Annotated in this window: 23 protein-coding genes; all 23 read right to left on the reverse strand. The window is 43.5% G+C overall.

What is annotated here, in order from left to right; all coding sequences use genetic code 11:
• Nucleotides 1-10: 10 nt before the first annotated feature.
• A complete protein-coding gene (locus tag T543_RS01780; RefSeq protein WP_035765100.1) occupies nt 11-295 on the reverse strand; it encodes a hypothetical protein in 285 nt (94 codons plus the stop codon).
• A 146-nt stretch (nt 296-441) separates the two neighbouring features.
• Entirely contained in the window at nt 442-774 is a 333-nt protein-coding gene (locus tag T543_RS01785; RefSeq protein ID WP_026491460.1) for a plasmid mobilization protein, read from the reverse strand.
• Entirely contained in the window at nt 731-1126 is a 396-nt protein-coding gene (locus T543_RS01790; protein WP_026491461.1) for a DUF4316 domain-containing protein, read from the reverse strand. Before T543_RS01790 ends, T543_RS01785 begins: the two co-directional genes overlap by 44 nt.
• The gene (locus T543_RS01795) at nt 1123-1347 is read right to left on the reverse strand and encodes a hypothetical protein (RefSeq protein ID WP_035765103.1); all 225 of its coding nucleotides are present in this window, start codon (nt 1345-1347) and stop codon (nt 1123-1125) included. Before T543_RS01795 ends, T543_RS01790 begins: the two co-directional genes overlap by 4 nt.
• A 120-nt stretch (nt 1348-1467) precedes the next feature.
• Nucleotides 1468-2136 carry a DUF4366 domain-containing protein gene (locus tag T543_RS01800; protein WP_035765104.1) on the reverse strand — a complete coding sequence of 223 codons (669 nt, stop codon included), beginning with the start codon at nt 2134-2136 and terminating at the stop codon, nt 1468-1470.
• Nucleotides 2120-2389, reverse strand: a complete 270-nt coding sequence (locus T543_RS01805) for a DUF4315 family protein (RefSeq protein WP_035765106.1) — start codon at nt 2387-2389, stop codon at nt 2120-2122. The genes T543_RS01800 and T543_RS01805 overlap by 17 nt, the downstream gene beginning before the upstream one ends.
• A gap of 29 nt (nt 2390-2418) precedes the next feature.
• Nucleotides 2419-4458: a C40 family peptidase gene (locus T543_RS01810; RefSeq protein WP_051638462.1), complete on the reverse strand. Its 2040-nt coding sequence runs from the start codon at nt 4456-4458 to the stop codon at nt 2419-2421.
• Between the two features lie 4 nt (nt 4459-4462).
• Nucleotides 4463-6823, reverse strand: a complete 2361-nt coding sequence (locus T543_RS01815; RefSeq protein WP_442855753.1) for a VirB4-like conjugal transfer ATPase, CD1110 family — start codon at nt 6821-6823, stop codon at nt 4463-4465.
• 37 nt (nt 6824-6860) lie between these two features.
• The gene (locus tag T543_RS01820) at nt 6861-7262 is read right to left on the reverse strand and encodes a PrgI family protein (RefSeq protein ID WP_026495905.1); all 402 of its coding nucleotides are present in this window, start codon (nt 7260-7262) and stop codon (nt 6861-6863) included.
• Nucleotides 7263-7278: 16 nt separating this feature from the next.
• Nucleotides 7279-8145, reverse strand: a complete 867-nt coding sequence (locus tag T543_RS01825) for a VirB6/TrbL-like conjugal transfer protein, CD1112 family (RefSeq protein ID WP_026491466.1) — start codon at nt 8143-8145, stop codon at nt 7279-7281.
• 150 nt (nt 8146-8295) lie between these two features.
• A complete protein-coding gene (locus T543_RS01830; protein WP_026491467.1) occupies nt 8296-8508 on the reverse strand; it encodes a Maff2 family mobile element protein in 213 nt (70 codons plus the stop codon).
• 507 nt (nt 8509-9015) lie between these two features.
• Nucleotides 9016-9744 carry a DUF3800 domain-containing protein gene (locus T543_RS01835; RefSeq protein ID WP_035765110.1) on the reverse strand — a complete coding sequence of 243 codons (729 nt, stop codon included), beginning with the start codon at nt 9742-9744 and terminating at the stop codon, nt 9016-9018.
• 134 nt (nt 9745-9878) lie between these two features.
• A complete protein-coding gene (locus T543_RS01840; RefSeq protein ID WP_035765112.1) occupies nt 9879-11624 on the reverse strand; it encodes a VirD4-like conjugal transfer protein, CD1115 family in 1746 nt (581 codons plus the stop codon).
• Nucleotides 11621-12097, reverse strand: a complete 477-nt coding sequence (locus T543_RS01845) for a PcfB family protein (protein ID WP_035765114.1) — start codon at nt 12095-12097, stop codon at nt 11621-11623. Before T543_RS01845 ends, T543_RS01840 begins: the two co-directional genes overlap by 4 nt.
• Nucleotides 12098-12140: 43 nt before the next feature.
• Entirely contained in the window at nt 12141-13109 is a 969-nt protein-coding gene (locus tag T543_RS01850) for a ParB/RepB/Spo0J family partition protein (RefSeq protein ID WP_035765115.1), read from the reverse strand.
• Complete coding sequence (locus T543_RS01855) at nt 13069-13890, reverse strand: ParA family protein (protein WP_026491472.1); 822 nt, start codon at nt 13888-13890, stop codon at nt 13069-13071. The genes T543_RS01850 and T543_RS01855 overlap by 41 nt, the downstream gene beginning before the upstream one ends.
• Before the next feature lie 16 nt (nt 13891-13906).
• Nucleotides 13907-14860, reverse strand: coding sequence for a replication initiator protein A (locus T543_RS01860; protein ID WP_035765117.1), 954 nt, complete (start codon nt 14858-14860; stop codon nt 13907-13909).
• 6 nt (nt 14861-14866) lie between these two features.
• Nucleotides 14867-15076, reverse strand: a complete 210-nt coding sequence (locus T543_RS01865) for a hypothetical protein (protein ID WP_035765119.1) — start codon at nt 15074-15076, stop codon at nt 14867-14869.
• A complete protein-coding gene (locus T543_RS01870; RefSeq protein WP_035765121.1) occupies nt 15076-16098 on the reverse strand; it encodes a DUF5688 family protein in 1023 nt (340 codons plus the stop codon). Before T543_RS01870 ends, T543_RS01865 begins: the two co-directional genes overlap by 1 nt.
• Nucleotides 16099-16438: 340 nt before the next feature.
• Entirely contained in the window at nt 16439-18007 is a 1569-nt protein-coding gene (gene lysS, locus T543_RS01875; protein WP_035765123.1) for a lysine--tRNA ligase, read from the reverse strand.
• Nucleotides 18008-18094: 87 nt separating this feature from the next.
• Complete coding sequence (gene greA / locus T543_RS01880) at nt 18095-18574, reverse strand: transcription elongation factor GreA (protein WP_035765126.1); 480 nt, start codon at nt 18572-18574, stop codon at nt 18095-18097.
• 75 nt (nt 18575-18649) lie between these two features.
• Entirely contained in the window at nt 18650-19675 is a 1026-nt protein-coding gene (dusB, locus tag T543_RS01885; protein ID WP_081829888.1) for a tRNA dihydrouridine synthase DusB, read from the reverse strand.
• Complete coding sequence (locus tag T543_RS16165; protein WP_242839441.1) at nt 19675-20271, reverse strand: DUF6145 family protein; 597 nt, start codon at nt 20269-20271, stop codon at nt 19675-19677. The genes dusB and T543_RS16165 overlap by 1 nt, the downstream gene beginning before the upstream one ends.
• Nucleotides 20272-20276: the final 5 nt, after the last annotated feature.

The following is a 20276-nucleotide window of genomic DNA, read 5'->3' on the forward strand; positions in this document are numbered from 1 at the left end:
TCTTCAGTTATCAGAAATCCTGGTAAAGCTCCACCGCCATCTCGATCAGATGCTCACAAAGTCCAATGGCGAGCATCGCTGCCATTACCATCATCCCTGCAATGAAGGTCATCACCACTCCAAAGATGCAGTGGTTCGCAAAGCAGTAGATGATAAGGAGTGTCCCGACAAGGAACATCATCCCTGCAACAAATCCAGAGATATTCACAAACATCTTTGCAAACATGTTTGCCGTGAGCACCATAAGGAATAACGGAAAAAGCAGAACCTTTAAAACAATTCTCATCATACCCATCGCTTTACCTCCAGTCTTTAAATCATGCCACCTGCGATTTCATAGAAAACAAGTATCCGTTCCTGATATGATAATGATAGATTTGAAAAACGTATCTGCCAAGTTTGTCATTTAGGAAGTTCTTACATATCCATGCTTTATGTCATTTATCTGATCTGAGAAAAAGCTATCATCATGTTTTTTGTATGCTCCCAGATTTCATCAAGTCTCTTTTTCAGATCTTCCATATCTGCAGCATATACATCACCGAAAGCATTTGCCTTCTTTGCATACTGGTTAAGATTGTTGGAACACATGCGAAGGAGATACACGATCTCACTAAAGTCATCCGTCTTTAATCTCACACAGTACCCGTCCAGCATCATCTTCCTGATATACATGCTCATGCTGCTGACACCGACCTCATCCATCTTGGCGATAAGTCTTGCATATTCCTCATCTGTCAATCTGACAGTAACTTTGTGCGTGCGCTCTTGCATGTCTTCTCTCCCCTGCAATCCTCTCAGCCTCTTCAGCTTTTGCCTTTGCTTCCTCATACTCCCTGGCTTTTCTTCCGGACAGCTCCGTGTCATCACCTTCCAGGATCCTGTCCAGATCTTCCAAAAATTCCAAAGCCCAGGCAGGCACAACTCTCAGATCATCCTCTTTTATTTCAGGAACCGAGTTGATCACTCCGTCAAAGTTATTGTCATTACCTTCGACTGCATCCTCCACAGTTTTGAGATAATTCTTTTTCGAATGGATAGTATGCTGTTCAAGGATGGACTCTTCTTTTTCTGTAAGTTCCTCTTCCTTGTTCAGCCTGTCGTTTGCTATATCAAGTCCGCTCATGCCAGCACTCCTTTCGCTTTTTTGTAGTTCTCCAGTTTCTGAAGAACTGATTCCCTGCCATCCTTTTTACCGTGTTTTATCAGCTGTTTCTTTTTTGCCGCTGCTTTCTTTCTGGCATCAATAACCTCACCCATCCTGAAGCTGTAGCTTGAAAGACGGTTTGAGATGATGTCCACTTTTTCCTCTGCAGTCATCGGCATTCTTACATCTGCTTCCACCATGATGATTCCCTCCTCTCATGAAAACAGCTGCAGATCAAAGCATCTGCAGCCGCATTTTTTTTCAGGACAATTCATGGATTCTTATGAATCTCTAATGGCACTGCCCTTTTAATATCCTGATTACTCTTCAGAGTCCTCATGCTCATCTGGCATACTGTCGAGTACACTCTTTTCCTCTTCCTCCTGGAAATCCTCATCAGGATCTTCCTTTTCCTTCTTTATGAACTCGTCCTTATTGGAGTAAATATAAAAGCCACCTGCACCAGCCATGAGTATCAGTATCACAATGAGAGCCGCTTTGGATCCTCCCTTCTTAGGCTCCTCAGGTTCGGGCTCAGGCTCCTCTTCTTTAGGCTCTTCCACCACAGGAGCAGGTGTGACCTCTTCATCAGTTTCACCCTTCAGTTCCTTTATCTCATCCTCATCAAGAAGTGACAGGATATCCCTCTCATCAACAAGATTAAGGAAATGAACTGTATTCTCACCCTGATCATCACGGTCGATGATGATATAAAAGATATTTCCGTTCTTCGTCGTGACAGTGATGAACTGCTTTCCGCTCTTTTCAGGACTGCCATAGTCATCAACTATGGTAAGGTTTCCCTCGGGAGTAAGAGGTCCCATCTCCTCTTCCGGTTCCTCTGCAGGCGGATCGGGTTTCTCTTCCTCAGCTTCTACAGCCTCCGGATCAGCAAAGGCTTTTGCAGTGATGTTATTGCCTGTAATACAGAACGCTGTCAGCGCAAACACCGCTGCGCCAAGTATAAGTATTTTAGTCTTCAGTTTCATCTGTGATCTCCTCCTCATCGTTATTAACTATCTCTCCCACACTCTTATCCCCGGGCATGTTCCCCTTTGTGTAGGCGATAAGCTTCTGTAATTCCGCAGGAGTGATGTCGGCTGCCTTCATCATTTCATGGACGGCAGTCTTTTCCTCCTCCTGACATTTCTTTTCAAGAGCCCTGACCTTTGCATCAGCCTCGGCTCTTTTCTCTTTGGCCTTCGCAAGTTCGGCCTTGTATCTGTCTAATCTCTCAAACATATCTCCCCCTTCTGGCAGCTTTTTTCTTCTTATGGCAAACGTCCGTAACAAAGGAAGTGATTCTGCCAGTACTTTGTATTTACCGACGCATAGGAAATGGGATTCCCGCAGTGTATCATCATGCCGTCCCCGACATAGATTCCCACGTGGCTTGCACCGGGTGTATCATAGGTTCCCTGGAAAAAAATAAGATCCCCCGGCTTTGCTTCTTCCGGTGAGATCTGTGTACAGAATTTCCTCAGTCCCTGTGCAGTTGTCCTTCCCACGTGCCATCCCGTGTGATTGAGCACCCAGCATACAAATCCCGAACAGTCAAAGCCTGTCGTGGGATTGCTGCCTCCCCAGACATACGCTCTTCCAAGATACTTTTCAGCTTCAGCTATCATCGCTGCAAACTGCTGGTCAGTGAGTGCTTCTCCCGGAACATGATACTCATCATCATCTCCGTCTCCGTAGATATCCTCAAAGAGATATTCCTTGTTACCACGGGTATACATGAGAAGTTCGTAATGCTTTTTCTGTTTATCCGTCATACCCGAGTGCTCAATGACATGATCAAGTCCCTTGTTATCGAGCTTTACCTTCAGGATCTTTACTGTGTACTGCTCATCAACCTCATAGGTATACTGCTCATAGTACCCGCCATCAGCGTGGTTTTGATCCTCCACCCACCTTAGTCCAATCTTCTGGACTTTCCTGGTCCTTGTCTCCTGTCTCTCCGAATAGGTGAGCTTGTACTGCTTTTTGAAGATCTCCTTAATGATGTTCTTCATGTCCTTCCGTTTGTAATCGTCATACTTGGCGGTAAGGAAAGCTGCAAGCTGATAGGGATCATGTCCTGTCTCATCAAGCTCGTACTCGTATTCATCATATCCGGGATAAAGCTCCGGGGTCTTTGAAATGGTATCTTCAAGATCTTCCTCGAGTTTCCGGTAATCCTTTTCAACGCCTTTGATATCCTCATCGTAGGCACTGTAGGATGATGTCGCACCACCATCGTTCATGGCAGGCATAACAAGTGCGCAGCTGGACATAAGGGTACACAGCATGATTATCATGAGCATTATGATGATTATCGCCACAAAAAGCTTGGGATTTTCCTCAACAAAGGCAACAATCGCTGCTGCAATGTCACTGAGTTTTTCTGAGATCTTCTCAGCTATCTCTTCCAGCGTTGTAAGACCGCCTCTTGCTGCCTCACGCTCCTTCTCCCTCTCATAATAGGATTTCCTTCTCTTCTTTTTCTGTGCTGCCCTGGACTTTGGATTTGACCCGTCCTTCGGATTCTGCTCGTTGGAATTCTTCCTTTCTTCCCTGTGCTCACGCTTAAGCTTCCTGCGGTATACGCTCTCATTAAACCTTCTTCCGGCTTCTTCCGTGGCCCGAATTCCTTCACGGATTGCATCATCACCTGAATTGTCATCGTCTGTTCCGTCAGGTGTACAGGCACTTCCAACAACACTTGTGGCTACAGACGCTGCAAGACCGGCTGCTCCGATAACACCATGAGATATGCCCGAGGTAGTTCTCCTCATAGCATCAAGCCTTGATCCAGGAGTGCCTGAAGTGCTCTTGCCAAATACATGGCTCGCCACAACCTCAGCCTGATATACATTGGACTTCTCAGCTTCAGATGAATTCATGAATGATATATGCTCAGCGAATTCTTTATGGGATTCGTCTGTAATCTGTGACATATTTCTGGAATAGTTATCCTCCTGTATATGTCTGTTCTCCTCAATCATCTGCGCCTTTACACCAAGAAGCTCCTCAGACTCTTTTCTTCCTTCAAGAACTTTCTTCCTATGCCTTGCACGGAGTCTTCGTTTTTTAAGGTCCTCTTTGGATATACCGGTCGCATCCATCTCGGTAATTTTGATCGGATCACCTATGATATCACCATCCTGACTCCTCTGGCCGTTACTGCCATAAATGCGCCTTGCTTTTTTCTTTTCATCGCTGTCCAGAATGTTCCTGCCATCCCTGCCGCTTTTAAGCTTTTTCCCATACTCAGCCTTCAGGGAGGACTTCGTGCGAAACTTACTCCTGTAATACTTTCTGTCATTCAAGTTTTTATGCTCCCTTCTCTTCCTTATACTGTGCAATCTCATTCGGTTTGGTTGTAAGTATTCGGTACAGCTCTATGTCTGTAGGGAAATGGTCTGCAAACGGCAGTATCACGTTTCCAAAAAATAACAGCCCTTCACCTTCACCCGCCTGGGTTACGTATGAGAGCTGATGGTCACTGATGCCAAGTTTTCTGGCAAGTATATTTCTGTCTCCTGTCGCCTGGTTCAGCATATATATGAATTCGCAGTTCTCCAGGATATTCTCTATCTCAGGAGATGACAGGAGGTCCTTGACGTTCTGCGTGATTGCTGTCGGTATTCCGCCCCACTTACGGAATCGCTTGTAGATTTCCACGCTGTAGCTTGCGGTCTGCTTCTCCCTCAGGAGTAGGTGGAACTCGTCCATATAGTAACGTGTACTCTTTCCGGATTCACGGTTTGCTGAAACCCTGCCCCAGACCTGATCCTCAACGATCAGCATTCCAAGCTTCTTAAGCTGTTTTCCAAGCTCCTTGATGTCATAGCAGATGAATCTGTTATGGATATCAACGTTTGTCCTGTGATTGAATACGTTGAGGGAACCCTTTACATAGATCTCAAGTGCAGTAGCAACATTCCTGGCTTCAGGTTCACTCTGCTTTAACAGCTCATTGTACAGATCCTCCAGAATCGGCATGTTCTCAGGCCTTGGATCCTCAAAGTATCTGTTGTATATCTTATGGACGCATCTGTCTATGACGGTTATCTCTATTGGCATGAGGCCGTCCCTTCCTCCAAGGACAAGTTCGCAGAGGGACAGGATAAACTCAGCCTTCAGTGCTATGGGATTGTCATCGTCGGAATAGTTCTGGTTGATGTCCATGGGATTGATATACTGTGTGGAATTGGCACTTATCTTGATTACCTGGCCGTTGAATTTATGGACAAGCGGGGAATACTCTCCCTCAGGATCGCATACTATAATATCATCGTCCGTTGCGAGCATGACGTTTGCCATCTCACGCTTTGCTGAGAAGGACTTTCCCGCACCCGGTGTCCCAAGGATAAGTCCGTTGGGATTCTTCAGCTTCTTTCTGTCAGCCATGATAAGGTTATTTGAAAGGGCATTAAGTCCGTAATATAGTGACTCCTCACCCTCCTGGAAAAGCTCCTGGGTCGTGAACGGGATCATGATCGCTGAGCTTGATGTTGTCATGCCGCGCTGTATCTGGATATGGTTACGTGCAAGCGGAAGGCTGCTCATAAGTCCCATCTCCTGCTGGTAATCAAGTCTTACCAGAATGCAGTTATGCTTCTGTGCTATGCTCTTTGCCTGGAAAACATTATTCTCAAGCTCCCTCTCAGTCTTACCCGTATTCATGATAAGGAAGGTTATTAGGAACATTCTCTCGTTCTGTGACTGCAGCTCGCGAAGAAGTGCCTTTGCATCCTTACCATAGGTGGCAAGATCTGAGGGAATTATGTCCATGTCATACCCGGCTCTTACAGCCTTTTTCTGCTCCTCGATCTTGTTCCTGTCTAGCTCCGTTATCTTACGCTTGACGTTCTTTATGGCCTGATTCTGGTCAATTGACTGCATGTGTATACTGAGCACCTGCGATGAATCCATTGAAAGGAAATCTGCCAGCATCTCATCATTTATCTCGGATGCCGTTATCGAAAGGAAGCTCATCGCACAGTACATGTCTCCCATCTCAAAACTCTTTTTCTTCTGGAATGCAAAGCTGCTTGGAACGATGAAGTCCTTGGGACCAAGTCCTCTTTCACTGCACCACTTCCAGTCAAACATGAACCTGTCATCATCTCCCATATGGAAAATGTCATGCATGAGCTTAAGACGCTCCTTGCCGTTTAGGGTATTTGCCATGACACCGAGATGCTTGAAGTTATTCATTATATCTATCTCGATATGGTTGAGCCTTGGCTTTGCCTCCCTTATGGATGATGCATGGATTCCGAATGTCAGGTACTTGGTCTTTGTAAGACCGTTGTTACCTTTTTCAAGCTGCCTCTTCAGTACATTTGAATACTGATCCCTTGTGACGTTGAATCCGTCCTTCCTTAAGGGTATCCTGATACTCTTTTCAAAAGCTGTTGCATCCGTACTTACGTTAAGAAATGTCAGCACGAATTCCACTGAACTGTCAAAGAAGTTCAGGAAACTGCACCACTCCTCAAACATGATTGTCTTGTCCTCATCCTGGGCGAGCTTGTAGTTGATGTCCTGGAACTGGATCGTCTTTGAATAGAAATCCCCTTCCTCCCTGCATATGCCGCTGGGAAACATCCTCTCAAAGGTCACGGATTCCTGGGCGGAGTGGGGAACATCGTCCGATTTCTTCGCATTATCAATGACCTTCTTTATCTGCTTCTTCTCCTCGGATGAGAGGCGTGCCGGAACCTTAAGGTTTCTTTTCTTTTTCTTTCTGAACAAATGAAACAACAATGTCCTCTACCTCCTCCTTTAGTTTTCTCTGCCTCATGAGGGCAGCGTAGTAATTCTCTGTCCTGTATGGTCTTATCCTGGGTCTTTTGAATCTCCAGACGATCATGTGCCGAAGGATGGTCTCACAGTTCATGCCGTCCTTTTCATAAAGAGCCACAAAAAAGAAGGGCATCATCACCGCCATCATCGCAAGTGTTGATGCACTTATGTTTTCCGTCATCTTCTTTGTAACAAAAAACAGGGGAACTCCCACGAGTGCCCCAAGCGAAAAGCATATAATCTGTCTTTTGGTAAGACCGAATACTATCTTTTCCTTGACCCTTGTAAGATCCCTGGGTACTGATACGAAATTTGCCATTTTTTCTGTTACCCCCCTACCTTGCACTGAAAATACTCTTTGAAAGGGAACTTGTTTTCAAAAGGGAAAAGCACAGAAGCACCGTATATCCCAACACTCCCCACATGGATCCGACTATGTCATCCGTAAAGGCAACAGACTGTATAAGGGCTGCGTAAATCCCCATGCACACCATGATAAGGAAACCCTGGAATCCAAGTGCGATAAGTCCCCTTAAATAATTCTGTCCAATCTGGCTCTGCTCCCTGTTGCCGAATGTAGCAAAGGGTATGGGGGCAAGGCTGATCATGAGATATATTTCCACCATTCTTCCGTAGACGACCACGAAGATGAATGCAGCAAGTATCTGCGTTGCCAGATTAACAAACAGCACCTGGAAGAACAGTCCAAATATGGCTGCCAGATCCATCGCTTCAATCGTAGCCCTCATACCAGCAAGAGCTGAATCATCAACAGCCGTCGACCCCTGTATCAGAGCACCACTACTGTTTACAACATGCTGAGCCACATCAAACACTGCCATGCTTATGTCGAAACAGTTACTGATGAGCATTACTGCTATGAATGTCTTGAAGATCCATTTAAAGAATATCCATGTCTCAAAATTTGCCAGGTTATTATGCGCTATGATGAGCTGGATCAGTTCATAGCAGGCGATGAATGTCAGTACCATACCTGCTATTGGCATGATCACGCCTTCCGACAGTTCCTTTATCAGGTTGAAGACATTTGCCTGAAACGCCGCGGGTGTTGTCGCAACCTGTGTGGTCACTTCACCCACCTGGTTATTGACACTGTCGAACATGCCCTGTAAAACGCTCATAACCCCGTCAACAAGTAAAGACTTAAGCCAGGAGGTCAGTTCTTCTATAACTCTGTCCATAGATTATGCTCCTTTGCTTATTTTTAAAGACCAGAGTCAAGACTCGGAAATGCCCTTTACCGGCATCTCCGCCTGGCTCTGTATGATTACCATATGAAATTTTCAGTCCTGCCACTTGCTATAGCGCGGCAGGCCGCGCTTTCCTGCAAATCAGAAAAGGTTTGCAAGAAGAGGAATAAGCTGGGTTCCGATGAGGGCAACACCACCGCCCGCCATGAGCTGCTTCATACCCTGAGACTTCGCGCCCGGATTGTCATTTCCGTAACCTTCAAGAAGGTTAACCACGCCCCATGCTCCAAGACCTGCACCAAGGGCAACTACTACTGTCTGTAATGATGTTACTGCGCTCTGAAAAAATTCCATTATGTTCACCGGGATCCCCTGTGACAGAACAATCGCAAAAGCTATTAATACCAGGTGATAGCCCGCTTTATAGAAAATAAGCGGATCACTTGGTCCTTCTCTGAACTGTTCTATCGGGATTCCCACGCCCGAAACCCACGCCTCGTACTCTATTTTCATAATCTCATCTTCATCCGTACCTCTTTCTTCATCTTCCTATCTTCATCCAAAAACCGCGCCGGCTTTCGGACTACTCTCCTTTCTCGATTTAAAATATGATTGATAGTTTCGTTATGCCTTCCTCCCTGTGCACCTGAATTTGGGCATAAAAACAGACCAGTAAGTACCGGACGTCTCCGGCCTTTGCTGGCCTATGTAAAATTCTATATACAACAAAAGACATCCCATATCTGGAATGCCCTTCTAACAAAAACGCTGGACCGGACAGCTTACATCTGCCTTACATCCTCATGCGGTTTGCAACGATTTACTTTGCTGATTTAATATTAACATTAAATAGGATTTTAGTCAAAAATTTAGTTTGATATCATGCGCCTCAGAAAAGTCAAAAATATCATCACCACATAAAGAATCCATCCATAATTTGAAATTTTCAGCGCTATTCTCATCTTTCTTTTCAATATTTCTGTAAAAAGTATTTGCTACAAAGTCTGCTAATTGAACAAGTTTTTCATTCTTGGAATCTGTATAATTTGCGGCAAACGAATCACAAATTGGGTTGGACATAGTCAGCTGCTGATTCAGGTATTCCTCCAAGTTATACTTTGCTCCAGTTGCAACATTCTGTTCATCAAGGAGTATCTCAATTTTACCTGATCCTGTCATATATTTGCTATGCTTTCTATAGCAACTATCTAAATATACCTGAACAAGATAATTAAATGCCCTAGCATGATTTTCAATGAATTTGTCAGTTGCATAATTATTGTCTAAAACGATTATTCCTAGCTCAAGAGTATCTTTTCCGTGTGTTAACACATGCTGATATATCTGTAATTTTTTGCTCTCAGATATATCAGATCCCTTAATCTCTTTGTTCTTAATCAGTGTCTCTTTTCTTTTGCTATCATTCTTTATTAGTTGTGAAATTTTCTTCTTAAACAGCCTACGTATTGCGGTAGGATTATCCGTAAATAGCATGGCAATAATAAAATATCTATTATTGCTTATATTTGTTTTAGTAATACTACCTGACTCATCCACATACACATAAACTGTATTTTTTACTTCTTCCATTTAGTCCTCGCAAGCGTAAAAATTCATGTCCCTAAAGTATATAATCATTCATTTATAAACTCAATACATTTTTGATAAGGCAGAATGCTACAAAGAATGATACTTCATAGCCAACTTCTGCCTCATCACTATCTTTACACCTCTACTACATCATATAAATCCTCATCCCTAAGTGACATCTTTGGAATGAGATTCTTCTCTATGTCATATTTGTTCTTGGGGTTATACTCCGCTGTCTCCTTATAGTGCGGATGCTGCGTTACATCGTATTTATCCGACAAGAACGGTCTCACACCTCTAAGTTGCAAGATGCACTTTCCACCATCCATTACTGCTATCTCATCTATGGACATGAGATCCTTACCTGTCTTCTGGTAATTCATGGAGTACGATGGATTGTTACCCTTACTCTCACCGGTGTTGTACATGTCTATAGTTTCCTTGCCAAGAATCTGGTTAAGATCTTTCAGAGTGGTCTGCTCTGTACCGCCAAGGAATAGCTGTGAATCCATATTGCCGACTATGGTATCAGCATTATCTTTGTATATAGCTTTTAGCTGTGACTTTGCCTGAAGGAACAGGCATGCGCTTATTTCACGGCTTCGAATGGTCGCCACAAGCTTCTCAAGGTGCGGTATCTGCCCGATATTCGCTGTCTCATCGATAAGACATCTCACATGAACAGGGAGTTTACCACCATAAACATCATCTGCTTTTTCACAGAGCAGATTAAACATCTGACTGTAGATCATAGCAATAAGGAAATTGAAGGTCGGATCTGTATCACTCATGATAAGAAATAGAGCTGTTTTCCTATCTCCCAACATATCAAGGTCGAGTTCATCATACCTTGTTATTTCACGAAGCTCCTCGATATCAAAAGCAGCAAGTCTTGCGCCGCAGCTTATAAGCACTGATTTCATGGTCTTGCCCGCCGCCATCTTGAACTTTTTATACTGTCTTACTGCAAAATGATTTGGCTCCTTCCGCTCAAGATCCCTGAAAAGCATATCCACCGGACTCATATAATCTTCATCGTCCTCTCTCACATCCGATGCATTAAGAAGCTCAAGCAGTGTATTGAAGTTCTGCTCCTCATAAGGAGCAACATAATAGATATAACCGATCAGAGCCGTATAGAGCAGCGTCTCCGCTTTCGTCCAGAATTCATCACCGGACTTTCCTTCACCCTTTGTATTTGAAATAAGGGTATTGACCAGCTTCAGGATATCCTTTTCGGAATGGATATAATGCAGCGGGTTATAATGCATACTCTTTTTGAAATTGATGGTATTGAACACTTTAATATCGTACCCATGCTTCTTAAGGCAGTTGCCAGTTTTGATAATGAGGTCCCCCTTGGGATCGGTTATTACATATGAACTGTGCATCTGAAGCAGATTAGGCAACAGGAAGAATCGTGTTTTACCTGAACCGGAACCTCCGACAACAAGAACATTTTTATTTCTTGCGTACTTGGGGTTCTTGGGTCTGCTCTCCATGGATAAGCGTTCAGTCTGAGTCAGTATGACATTATCCTCAAACTTTTGAGCTATATATGGCTCAATATCCTGAGCTGTTCCCCATCTTGCTGTACCATATTCAGCACCTTGTCTGTATTTCTTTGCATGCTTACTTCTGTATATCACAACCAGCTTGAAGCCTGCACCAACTGCTGCGCCAATCATCATATCAAAAGGATGAAGACTGGGCAAAAAGTTCGCCATGGCAACCGGTATTTCCTGTATCAGCGAATTGATTCTGTCAGTAGCATTTGTCCCTGAAGAAAGTCTCCAGGCTTCTCCAAGATTTGTGGCAACAAGCCCGATAAGCAGATACGGAAGATTAAGAAGGATAATACGTTTCTGTTTACGTGTCATCTGATCATCTCCTTTACTTTAACTTTGGCTTTTATGATCTGCTCCTTTGCCTTTTCCTTGTAGATGCCAAGCTGCCTTATTACGCTGGGTCTGTCTTTCTTGAATGCTCTTGTTTTTTCGAATTCATCCATGACTGCTTCAAGTGCATCCATGTCCTTTGCCTTAAAGAACGCTGTATATACAGGTGGATCAGCAAATTTATCCTTCGTTATTGCAAAATCTACCCCATATCTTTTGGCGATACGCTGAAATTCCCTTATGCCCTCATCTCCTATAACCATACTGGTGGCACCCTGATCCTGACTAAGGAGCTGCTTTACTGTCTGCTTGCCCCTGTATCTTTTGGGTCCCATCATCTGCTTTCGCCTTTTATGATTAATAAATCCCCTGACTGCCCCCACCAGACATCTCATAGAAAGTTTGCCTGTCCTGATAGCCAGGTTTACGGTTTTCTCTTCAACCGTCTCCTGCATAAAAATCTCCCCCTCTCAAACTATCAGCTGGCTTTATCCGTGGTCACAGGTGTTTTTCATGCATTCTCTTTTTCTGCCACTGATCAAGCAGCTTCACAATTGTATCCTCCATCTGTTTTGGAGTATATGACTTCGGAAAATATTTCCTTAGGACATCGTTCTTTATCGTAACTCTGTCCACATCTGACTTTTTCTCTTCTGACATGATTACATTCATAGCCTCCTGCGTTATTCCTTCTTCAAGTGCCTGCTTCTTTATGCGCTGTGCCTGAGACAGCGATGGTGTAGACTGTGAAAAGTCCATTGCTTCAAGGAGCTGGCGTTGTTGTGATTCATTCAGGAAAGAAATCTCAACTGCCGGATTGAAACCAATCTGTTTGTTATCGACCATATCCAGGATTTCCGGAAGAAGATTGGTAAGACTGATATATCTCTGTACTTGTCTTGGACTATCTTCTGAGTTTTTCGCAACAACATGGTCCGCGCGATAATTCGTGCCAATTTGGCACGAATTTTCTTTCGTAGGTCTTCCCGCTTTTCTACGCACAGCATCCAACTTCATTTTGTATGCCCACGCTTTCTCACTTGGCAAAAGCGATTCTCTTTGCAGATTGGCATCTACCATCAAAATCGTAGCGGCATCATCATCCAGGTCTCTTACAATACAGGGTATTGTTTCCTTTCCAGCAATTTCAGAAGCATGACATCTTCTATGTCCTGACACAATCTCATACCCGCCTTCACTTCTTGGTCTAACAATTGCCGGAGTGAGTACCCCGAACTCTTTGATGCTATCAACAGTTTTAGCCATCTCCTCATCATCCAGAACCTTAAAGGGATGGTTCTTAAATGGATGGAGATCCGATATAGAAATATCAACAACCTGTTCTCCCCCTTTATCAAACTGTTCTTTGGCCTTATCGTCTCCCTGGCTATTATTCAGGCCATCCCCATCCGTCTTGAAAATGTCATCATAACTCGTAAGCTGAATGTTTCCGCGCAATTTCTGCATTTTTCAGCACCTCCTTCGTTAGCTGCCTGTATGCCACAGCCACTTTTCCCTTCGGATCATGCTTATAAATACTCTTTCCAGCTGCACTTATCTCTGCAGCCCTCACTGAATGCGGAATCTCCGTAGCATAGACATTGATTTTTCCGCCATAAACATTTCTCACAAGTTCACTGATCTGTTTGGAATAATTGGTTCTCCCATCAACCATGGTAAGAAGAATGCCATCAATCTTCAGTCCCGGATTCATCTGCCTCTTCACCTTGTTTACAGTCTGAAGAAGCGCCTCCAGTCCTTTTGCTGAAAGATACTGAGCCTGCATCGGAATAATCAGTTTATCTGCAGCTGTCATGGCATTTATGGTCAGCATTCCAAGTGATGGGCTGCAGTCCAACAGAACAGCATCATAATTGTGTTTTACAGAATCGATATATTCCTTGAGGATTCTCTCCCTGCCCATGGCATTTACAAGTGACACCTCCATTCCGGCCAGAGAAATATTTGCAGGCATGAGATCCACTCCTTCTGTATGATGGATTATTCCCTCACCCGGTTCTATCGGTATTTCCTGGAGAATGTTTGCCATGATGTCTGTTATGGTCACTGGAATATCATCCGTCATTGGATATCCCAGGCTAATAGTCAGGGAGCCCTGCGGATCCATATCAACCAGCAGAACCTTCTTGCCTTCATCAGCCAGTCCGATCCCGATATTCTCTGCACTCTGGGTCTTCCCCGTTCCTCCCTTTTGGTTTACCAGGGCATATACTGTGCCTTTACTCATTTGTTTTTCTCCTAAACTAAAAATCGCCCCTGTATAAGTCATGGTTAACCTGTGACTCATAGTGGGCGTCAATCGTTAATGGTGCGTTATAAAGTGCTGCAATCAGATACTGTCTTATATTTCGAATGTCATTAGTGACGGTCTTAAGTGAATCAATCACATATGCAACATGCCTGTATTCAAGGTTTCTAAACTGATCTTTTACGAGCTCAGGTTTCTTCCTGGCTCCACCAATGATGTAATAATCAACATCATCGGATAGAACATCTACTATCAGGTTAGCCGTCTGATCAATAAGGTCTTTACTATACGGGAATCGTTGCTTAAGAGTGTCAGCATCTATTTTCTCCATAACAGACTTTTTTAATTCTGTTATATCAGACATGTTATCTTCTCTTATCTCATCGCATCGTATCTTATCTGCTTCATCCTCAGCCTTATATCCCGGAGGGTATATTCTGATGAGATTGGATGAGATAAGATTATTATTCTCAGTATTACTAAAATCAGTATTATTAATCTCAGTATTATTACATTGCGATTTTCGCATGTCTTGAGATTCGATTTTCACATCCCTAGAAGTGCGATTTTCGCATGTCTTGGAATGCGATTTTGACATGTCTGAAAGAATTTTCTTCACATAAAGAAGTGCTGCTTTGCCCTGTCCCTGATAAGTCCTGTCAACAAGTCCAATATCGACTAACTGTTTCAGGGTTTTACCGGCTTTACCATTAGCACAGCCAATAGTTTTCTCGATTTCCTCTATCGTGTAGATAATATACACTCTTCCTTTTTCATCAAACCACTTATTATCTGCAGATAGACTCATTCTATCGAGCAATAGGCCATACAGAATTTTCGCATCACTGCTTAATCTCTTAAACCTGTCATCTGTAAACAAAAGCTTTGGTACCCTTATAAAACTGAAAAGATCAGCTTCCTGTCCGTAAAAATATTCAAAATCAGCCATTTTAGATTATTTCCCCTTTTCCTCAAGCATCTTACGTGTACACCAGCCGATACACGGCTGGCCTACACTGTAAGGACAATTATCTTTGCACTTAAAACGCGGTTTCTTCCTGGGCTTCACAAGGTAATAACAGACATCCCTTGTACATTCGCCCTTATTGGTGCCCCAGTAGCAGTATTTACAGCTCAAAGGCTTATCTTCCGCGTATTTATCCATTAGAGAGCTTCGCCTCCACGATCCTTGTGAGGCTTTGATATTCCTTTGGACTTTTCCTCCTTTGAAATATCAGTTTCCTTAGCAGCTACTCTGTCCTCGAACTTCTCTGCAAGTTCAAAAACTTTCTCATCTGCATCGTAGTGATAGACATTGTCTGTGAGCTGATCTTCGATATCCACTGTTGTGGCATTAACCTCTCTGACCATGTTCTCAAGGCTCGCTGTATCGAATTTTCCATTATCAGGAATAATAAGGACCTCATGGATGCTGCTGGGCAAAATGAAAAAGCTTCCTCCGGCTCTTTCAGCAGCCTTATCCATGAAGTCCTGATAAGCAAGTACTCCTGCACCGTGAACATTTCCTTCCACGGATGCTACAAACATCTGCTCCTGTTCTGACGGGATATTGAGCCCCATCAACTCAAGGTCTTCAACACCCATCTGCTTTGCTAAAACCTCTGCCATACCCTCAATAACGAGAGGTCTGATTTCCGGTGCATTTTTAATTGCATCCTCATGAAGCTGATCTGCAGTGATACCGTAGTTCTCAAGCATCTGATTTGTCACGAGAATTGAGCTGCTTGAGCCCGAACCTGTATCCCCCAGGACAAATCTGTAAACAACTGCCATATCCTCCATATCTCTGTGAGGCACGTTCTCAAGATTTGTCTTGTTTCTCTCAGCTGATACAACCTCAATCGCCAGCGTATTCTTCATCTTGTCGTAATCTGTAATGGATGCAAGATCGAAATCTGGACGATTTTCGATAGCCTCTGCTGCAAGATCAGCAGATTTTGAAACGAGAACTCCGTAATCTGCACCATTCTCCAATTCCTTGTAGATATCTGTGAGATTAAGATTAACGCCGATGACGCTTCCCTCAGGTTTTACTGTAAGTGCCTCGTAGGTTGAATTCATCTTTTCGACTGTCCTGGCATCCACCTCGTACTCAATACCGTTTCTTCTCTCCAATGTGTCTTTTACATCGCTTGAAAAGTTTTCTTTGAAATCTTCGAAATTCATCTTTTTCCTCCTGTGAAATGAAATAGTGGTTAAACCCGATTTTCGGGCAAGAAAAAAGAGCAATTCTCCGAAGCTGGAAAATTGCTCTATGTAAAAATCACTATTAAATTCACAGGAGATCATCCTCTATTTTCGTTCACAAATTGTCTCATGAGTTCTCTGATAAAATTGGTCCGATTTTGGAGGATTTTCTCACTTTGTTAACTGATAAAACCTTTTAAATATCACAGAATATCTGATTAACGAATACACCCACGATCTAAAGTTCAATTTGAACGGGTGTAAATTGGGTGTGGTGACACCCCTCATGGTTACTGCATCCTCAGTATTTATCAATCTTTTACTTGTCTAAGCTCTTAAGTGTCGGGAAGAGCAAAACTTCCCTTATATTAGCGCTGTTCGTGAGAAGCATACAAAGTCTGTCGATGCCGTAACCGATGCCGCCGGTGGGGGGCATGCCGATTTCAAGGGCATTCAAGAAGTCTTCATCTGTGTGCTCGGCTTCTTCGTCGCCTGCTGCCGCATTGGCATCCTGCGCTGCGAAACGCTCTCTCTGATCGATAGGATCGTTGAGCTCTGAGTATGCATTGCACATCTCCCATGTATTGATGAAGAGTTCGAAACGCTCTACCTTGTCAGGATCTGAAGGCTTCTTCTTGGTAAGAGGTGATATTGCAAGAGGATGATCCATGATGAATGTAGGCTGGATCAGCTTCTCTTCGCAGAACTCCTCGAAGAAGAGGTTGATGATGTCGCCCTTTGTGTGACGATCCTCAAATTCAACTCCGCGCTCCTTAGCGATTGCCTTAGCTTCCTCGTCAGTCTTAACCTGATCAAAGTCAATGCCTGCGTACTTCTTAATAGCATCGTTCATTGTGAGGCGCTCGAAAGGCTTGCCAAGGTCGATGATGTGATCACCGTAAGGAACCTGTGTTGTGCCGCAAACCTTCTCAGCAAGATAGCGGAACATGCTCTCTGTGAGCTCCATCATTCCTTCATAATCTGTATATGCCTGATAGAGTTCCATAAGTGTGAACTCAGGGTTGTGTCTTGTGTCTGTACCTTCGTTTCTGAATACGCGACCAATCTCGTATACTCTCTCAAGTCCGCCTACGATAAGTCTCTTAAGATAGAGCTCAAGTGAGATACGAAGCTTTCTCTCCTCATCAAGTGCATTGTAGTGAGTAAGGAAAGGTCTTGCTGCTGCACCACCTGCATTCTCTACAAGCATAGGTGTCTCAACTTCCATGAAGTCTCTTGCAGACAGGAAGTTACGGATCTCCTGAATGATCTGAGATCTCTTTATGAATGTATCCTTAACCTCTTCGTTCATGATAAGGTCTACATATCTTTGTCTGAAACGGATCTCTGTATCTGTAAGGCCGTGGAATTTCTCCGGAAGAGGCTGCAGTGACTTGGACAAAAGTGTGAGCTCCTTAACGTGAACTGAGATCTCACCTGTCTTTGTGCGGAATGCAAATCCCTTAACACCGATGATGTCACCGATATCCATCTTCTTAAAAGCTGCATAAGAATCATCACCAAGGTCATTACGTGATACGTACAGCTGCATACGACCTGATTTATCCTGAAGATTTGCAAAGGAAGCTTTACCCATTACACGCTTGCTCATCATACGTCCTGCAAGAGATACAAGTTTTTCTGCAGGTATATCTGATAATTCAGGTGTTATCTGTTTTCCTTCTTCGTCTGTCTGAGGTACAACTTCAAGCTCTTCAAATCTGTCGCGGATCTCCTGTGCGTGATGTGTCTGATCATACTTTACAATCTGAAAAGGATCTTTTCCGTTTGCCTGAAGATCTGCAAGCTTTTCACGTCTTACCTTCTTAAGCTGATTGATATCTTCTGTCTTCTGATTTTTCTGGTTGTTCTGCTGATTCTCTGCCACTTCTTTTCGCCCTTCTAAATTCAATAAAAAATTAATTGTTACATAGTTATGGGGACAATAATTATGTCCCCACAAAGATAATCACTATTACTTACGAACGATCTCCAGGATCTTGTACTGGAATACGCCCATCTGTGTCTCAGCGTCTACTACGTCGCCAACCCTTGCTCCGATAAGAGCCTTACCTACGGGTGACTCGTTACTGATCTTACCCTTAAGGCTGTTAGCCTCTGAAGAACCAACGATTGAGTATTCGATTTCTTCATTTACTTCCATATCAAGGACTTTAACCTTACATCCAACGCTTACCTTGTTGAGATCTACGTCTTCGTCTACAACTACTTCTGCGTTCTTAAGGATTTTCTCAAGTTCTTCGATACGAGCTTCGATATCTCTTTGCTCATCTTTTGCTGCATCATACTCAGCATTCTCTGAAAGGTCACCCTGTTCACGGGCTTCTTTGATCTTCTCAGCTACTTCTGAACGTCTTACTACCTTGAGTTCATGAAGCTCATCTTCATAAGCCTTAAGACCTTCATATGTTAATATGTTCTTTTTCTCTTCCATTGTTGTTTACCCCTTCTCTTTGTTAAAACAGTTATCATATTATATATGCATAGAGTGCAAAAGTCAAAATTCTTATTATTCCTTGATTTTGAATATCTCCGCACATGCTTTTTTTAGCGCTTCCATATCATCCATAGTGTTGACCATAGCCCTGAATCTTGCTGATCCGGGAAGGCCTGTGGTATACCAGGATACATGTTTTCTCATCTCTCTGATGCCGATGTATTCGCCCTTATATTTGAGCTGCAGATCCGCATGCCTGATTATTGTATCATACATCTCCTGCATTGTGGGTCTTTGTACTTCTTCGCCTTCTAGATAGCCTATGACCTCTCTGAAAATCCAGGGATTTCCTTCAGCGGCCCTTCCTATCATGATGCCGTCGCACCCTGTTTCTTCCATAAGGCGCTTTGCGCTTTCTCCGTCTGTAACATCACCGTTACCAAGAACCGGAATTCCCACCGCTTCTTTGACCTTCTTTATAATACTCCAGTCTGCTTTTCCGCTGTAGTACTGTTCTCTTGTCCTTCCATGGACTGCTACGGCACTTGCGCCGCCTGCTTCTGCGGCTTTGGCACATTCAACGGCATTTACGCTGTTGTCATTAAAGCCTTTTCTAATCTTTACGGTAACCGGTCTGTCAGTCTCATTTACCATAGCTCTTACTATTTCTTCGATGAGCTGCGGATTTTTCATTAGAGCTGATCCCTCTCCGTTTCCTACAACCTTGGGAACCGGGCATCCCATGTTTATATCAAGGATGTCGTAGGGCTTATTACTTATCATCGCTGTTGCTTTTGCCATGATCTGAGGATCACATCCAAAAAGCTGCAAAGATACCGGTCTTTCCGAAGGATGTATATCCATGAGGCTGTCAGTATTCTTGTTTTTATAAGTGATAGCCTTGGCACTTACCATTTCCATGCACACAAGGCCCGCCCCGTTTTCCCTGCATAAAAGCCTAAACGGCAGGTCAGATACCCCCGCCATGGGAGCAAGTATTATATTATTCGGAAGCTCCACATCGCCTATCCTTAAGGGATGCAGATATTCGTTGTACTTCAATTTGTCATTACCAAAGGCATTTTTTGCCCTATACATCACTCATCATCCTCACTTAAAATATGGCTCATGTCTTCGTGAAGGATCATAGCTCTGTAATACATCTGAAGTGCCTCGAAGAGATCCTGTCTCTGTCTTCTGACTTCTCCTATAAGAAGACCTGCGCTTATCTCATCATAGGTGATATCCTCATCGCTGCTGTTGGTCTCCATTGTTATGGTTCCGTCATCTTCGAATTCTATTGTAAAAACGCCGCCCGCTTCCTGAGTAAAGAGAACGCAGATAATGTGAAGCTCCCTCTGAATGCTCTCGGGAATCTTTTTAAAAAGCGGATTAAAGTAGTATTTCATCTCATAAGCATTGGCGCCACAAAGGATTATCCTTCCGCCTGCAGAGATACTTCCAAGAGATCCGTCTTCTGTAACAACCTGAATATCAGAAACTTCTTCGCCTGTTTCAGCGTTTGTTATTTTTCCTGTTTCCTTATTTATGATAAGGCGTCTTCCCTGCTTGTTGGCATTTAAGGTATCTGAGTGGATTTTCTCTTCTTCGCCAACGCTACCTTCTTCGCTGTATACGTTTTCAGTGCGCTTCTCAATTTCAGGATTTTCATTTTTTTCATCAAAACTGCTCATTATAA

The sequence above is a fragment of the Butyrivibrio sp. NC2002 genome (assembly GCF_000702265.1).
Classification (GTDB): Bacteria; Bacillota; Clostridia; order Lachnospirales; family Lachnospiraceae; genus Butyrivibrio.

Coding starts and splice junctions, on each gene's coding strand:
- T543_RS01780 (WP_035765100.1), bottom strand. CDS start 295: ATGGGTATGATGAGAATTGTTTTAAAGGTTCTGCTTTTTCCGTTATTC.
- T543_RS01790 (WP_026491461.1), bottom strand. CDS start 1,126: ATGAGCGGACTTGATATAGCAAACGACAGGCTGAACAAGGAAGAGGAA.
- T543_RS01850 (WP_035765115.1), bottom strand. CDS start 13,109: ATGCAGAAATTGCGCGGAAACATTCAGCTTACGAGTTATGATGACATT.
- T543_RS01805 (WP_035765106.1), bottom strand. CDS start 2,389: ATGTTTGAGAGATTAGACAGATACAAGGCCGAACTTGCGAAGGCCAAA.
- T543_RS01870 (WP_035765121.1), bottom strand. CDS start 16,098: ATGAATTTCGAAGATTTCAAAGAAAACTTTTCAAGCGATGTAAAAGAC.
- T543_RS01785 (WP_026491460.1), bottom strand. CDS start 774: ATGCAAGAGCGCACGCACAAAGTTACTGTCAGATTGACAGATGAGGAA.
- T543_RS01835 (WP_035765110.1), bottom strand. CDS start 9,744: ATGGAAGAAGTAAAAAATACAGTTTATGTGTATGTGGATGAGTCAGGT.
- T543_RS01855 (WP_026491472.1), bottom strand. CDS start 13,890: ATGAGTAAAGGCACAGTATATGCCCTGGTAAACCAAAAGGGAGGAACG.
- T543_RS01840 (WP_035765112.1), bottom strand. CDS start 11,624: ATGACACGTAAACAGAAACGTATTATCCTTCTTAATCTTCCGTATCTG.
- T543_RS01845 (WP_035765114.1), bottom strand. CDS start 12,097: ATGCAGGAGACGGTTGAAGAGAAAACCGTAAACCTGGCTATCAGGACA.
- dusB (WP_081829888.1), bottom strand. CDS start 19,675: ATGTATAGGGCAAAAAATGCCTTTGGTAATGACAAATTGAAGTACAAC.
- greA (WP_035765126.1), bottom strand. CDS start 18,574: ATGGAAGAGAAAAAGAACATATTAACATATGAAGGTCTTAAGGCTTAT.
- T543_RS01865 (WP_035765119.1), bottom strand. CDS start 15,076: ATGGATAAATACGCGGAAGATAAGCCTTTGAGCTGTAAATACTGCTAC.
- T543_RS01825 (WP_026491466.1), bottom strand. CDS start 8,145: ATGGACAGAGTTATAGAAGAACTGACCTCCTGGCTTAAGTCTTTACTT.
- T543_RS16165 (WP_242839441.1), bottom strand. CDS start 20,271: ATGAGCAGTTTTGATGAAAAAAATGAAAATCCTGAAATTGAGAAGCGC.
- T543_RS01860 (WP_035765117.1), bottom strand. CDS start 14,860: ATGGCTGATTTTGAATATTTTTACGGACAGGAAGCTGATCTTTTCAGT.
- T543_RS01830 (WP_026491467.1), bottom strand. CDS start 8,508: ATGGAATTTTTTCAGAGCGCAGTAACATCATTACAGACAGTAGTAGTT.
- T543_RS01820 (WP_026495905.1), bottom strand. CDS start 7,262: ATGGCAAATTTCGTATCAGTACCCAGGGATCTTACAAGGGTCAAGGAA.
- T543_RS01795 (WP_035765103.1), bottom strand. CDS start 1,347: ATGGTGGAAGCAGATGTAAGAATGCCGATGACTGCAGAGGAAAAAGTG.
- T543_RS01800 (WP_035765104.1), bottom strand. CDS start 2,136: ATGAAACTGAAGACTAAAATACTTATACTTGGCGCAGCGGTGTTTGCG.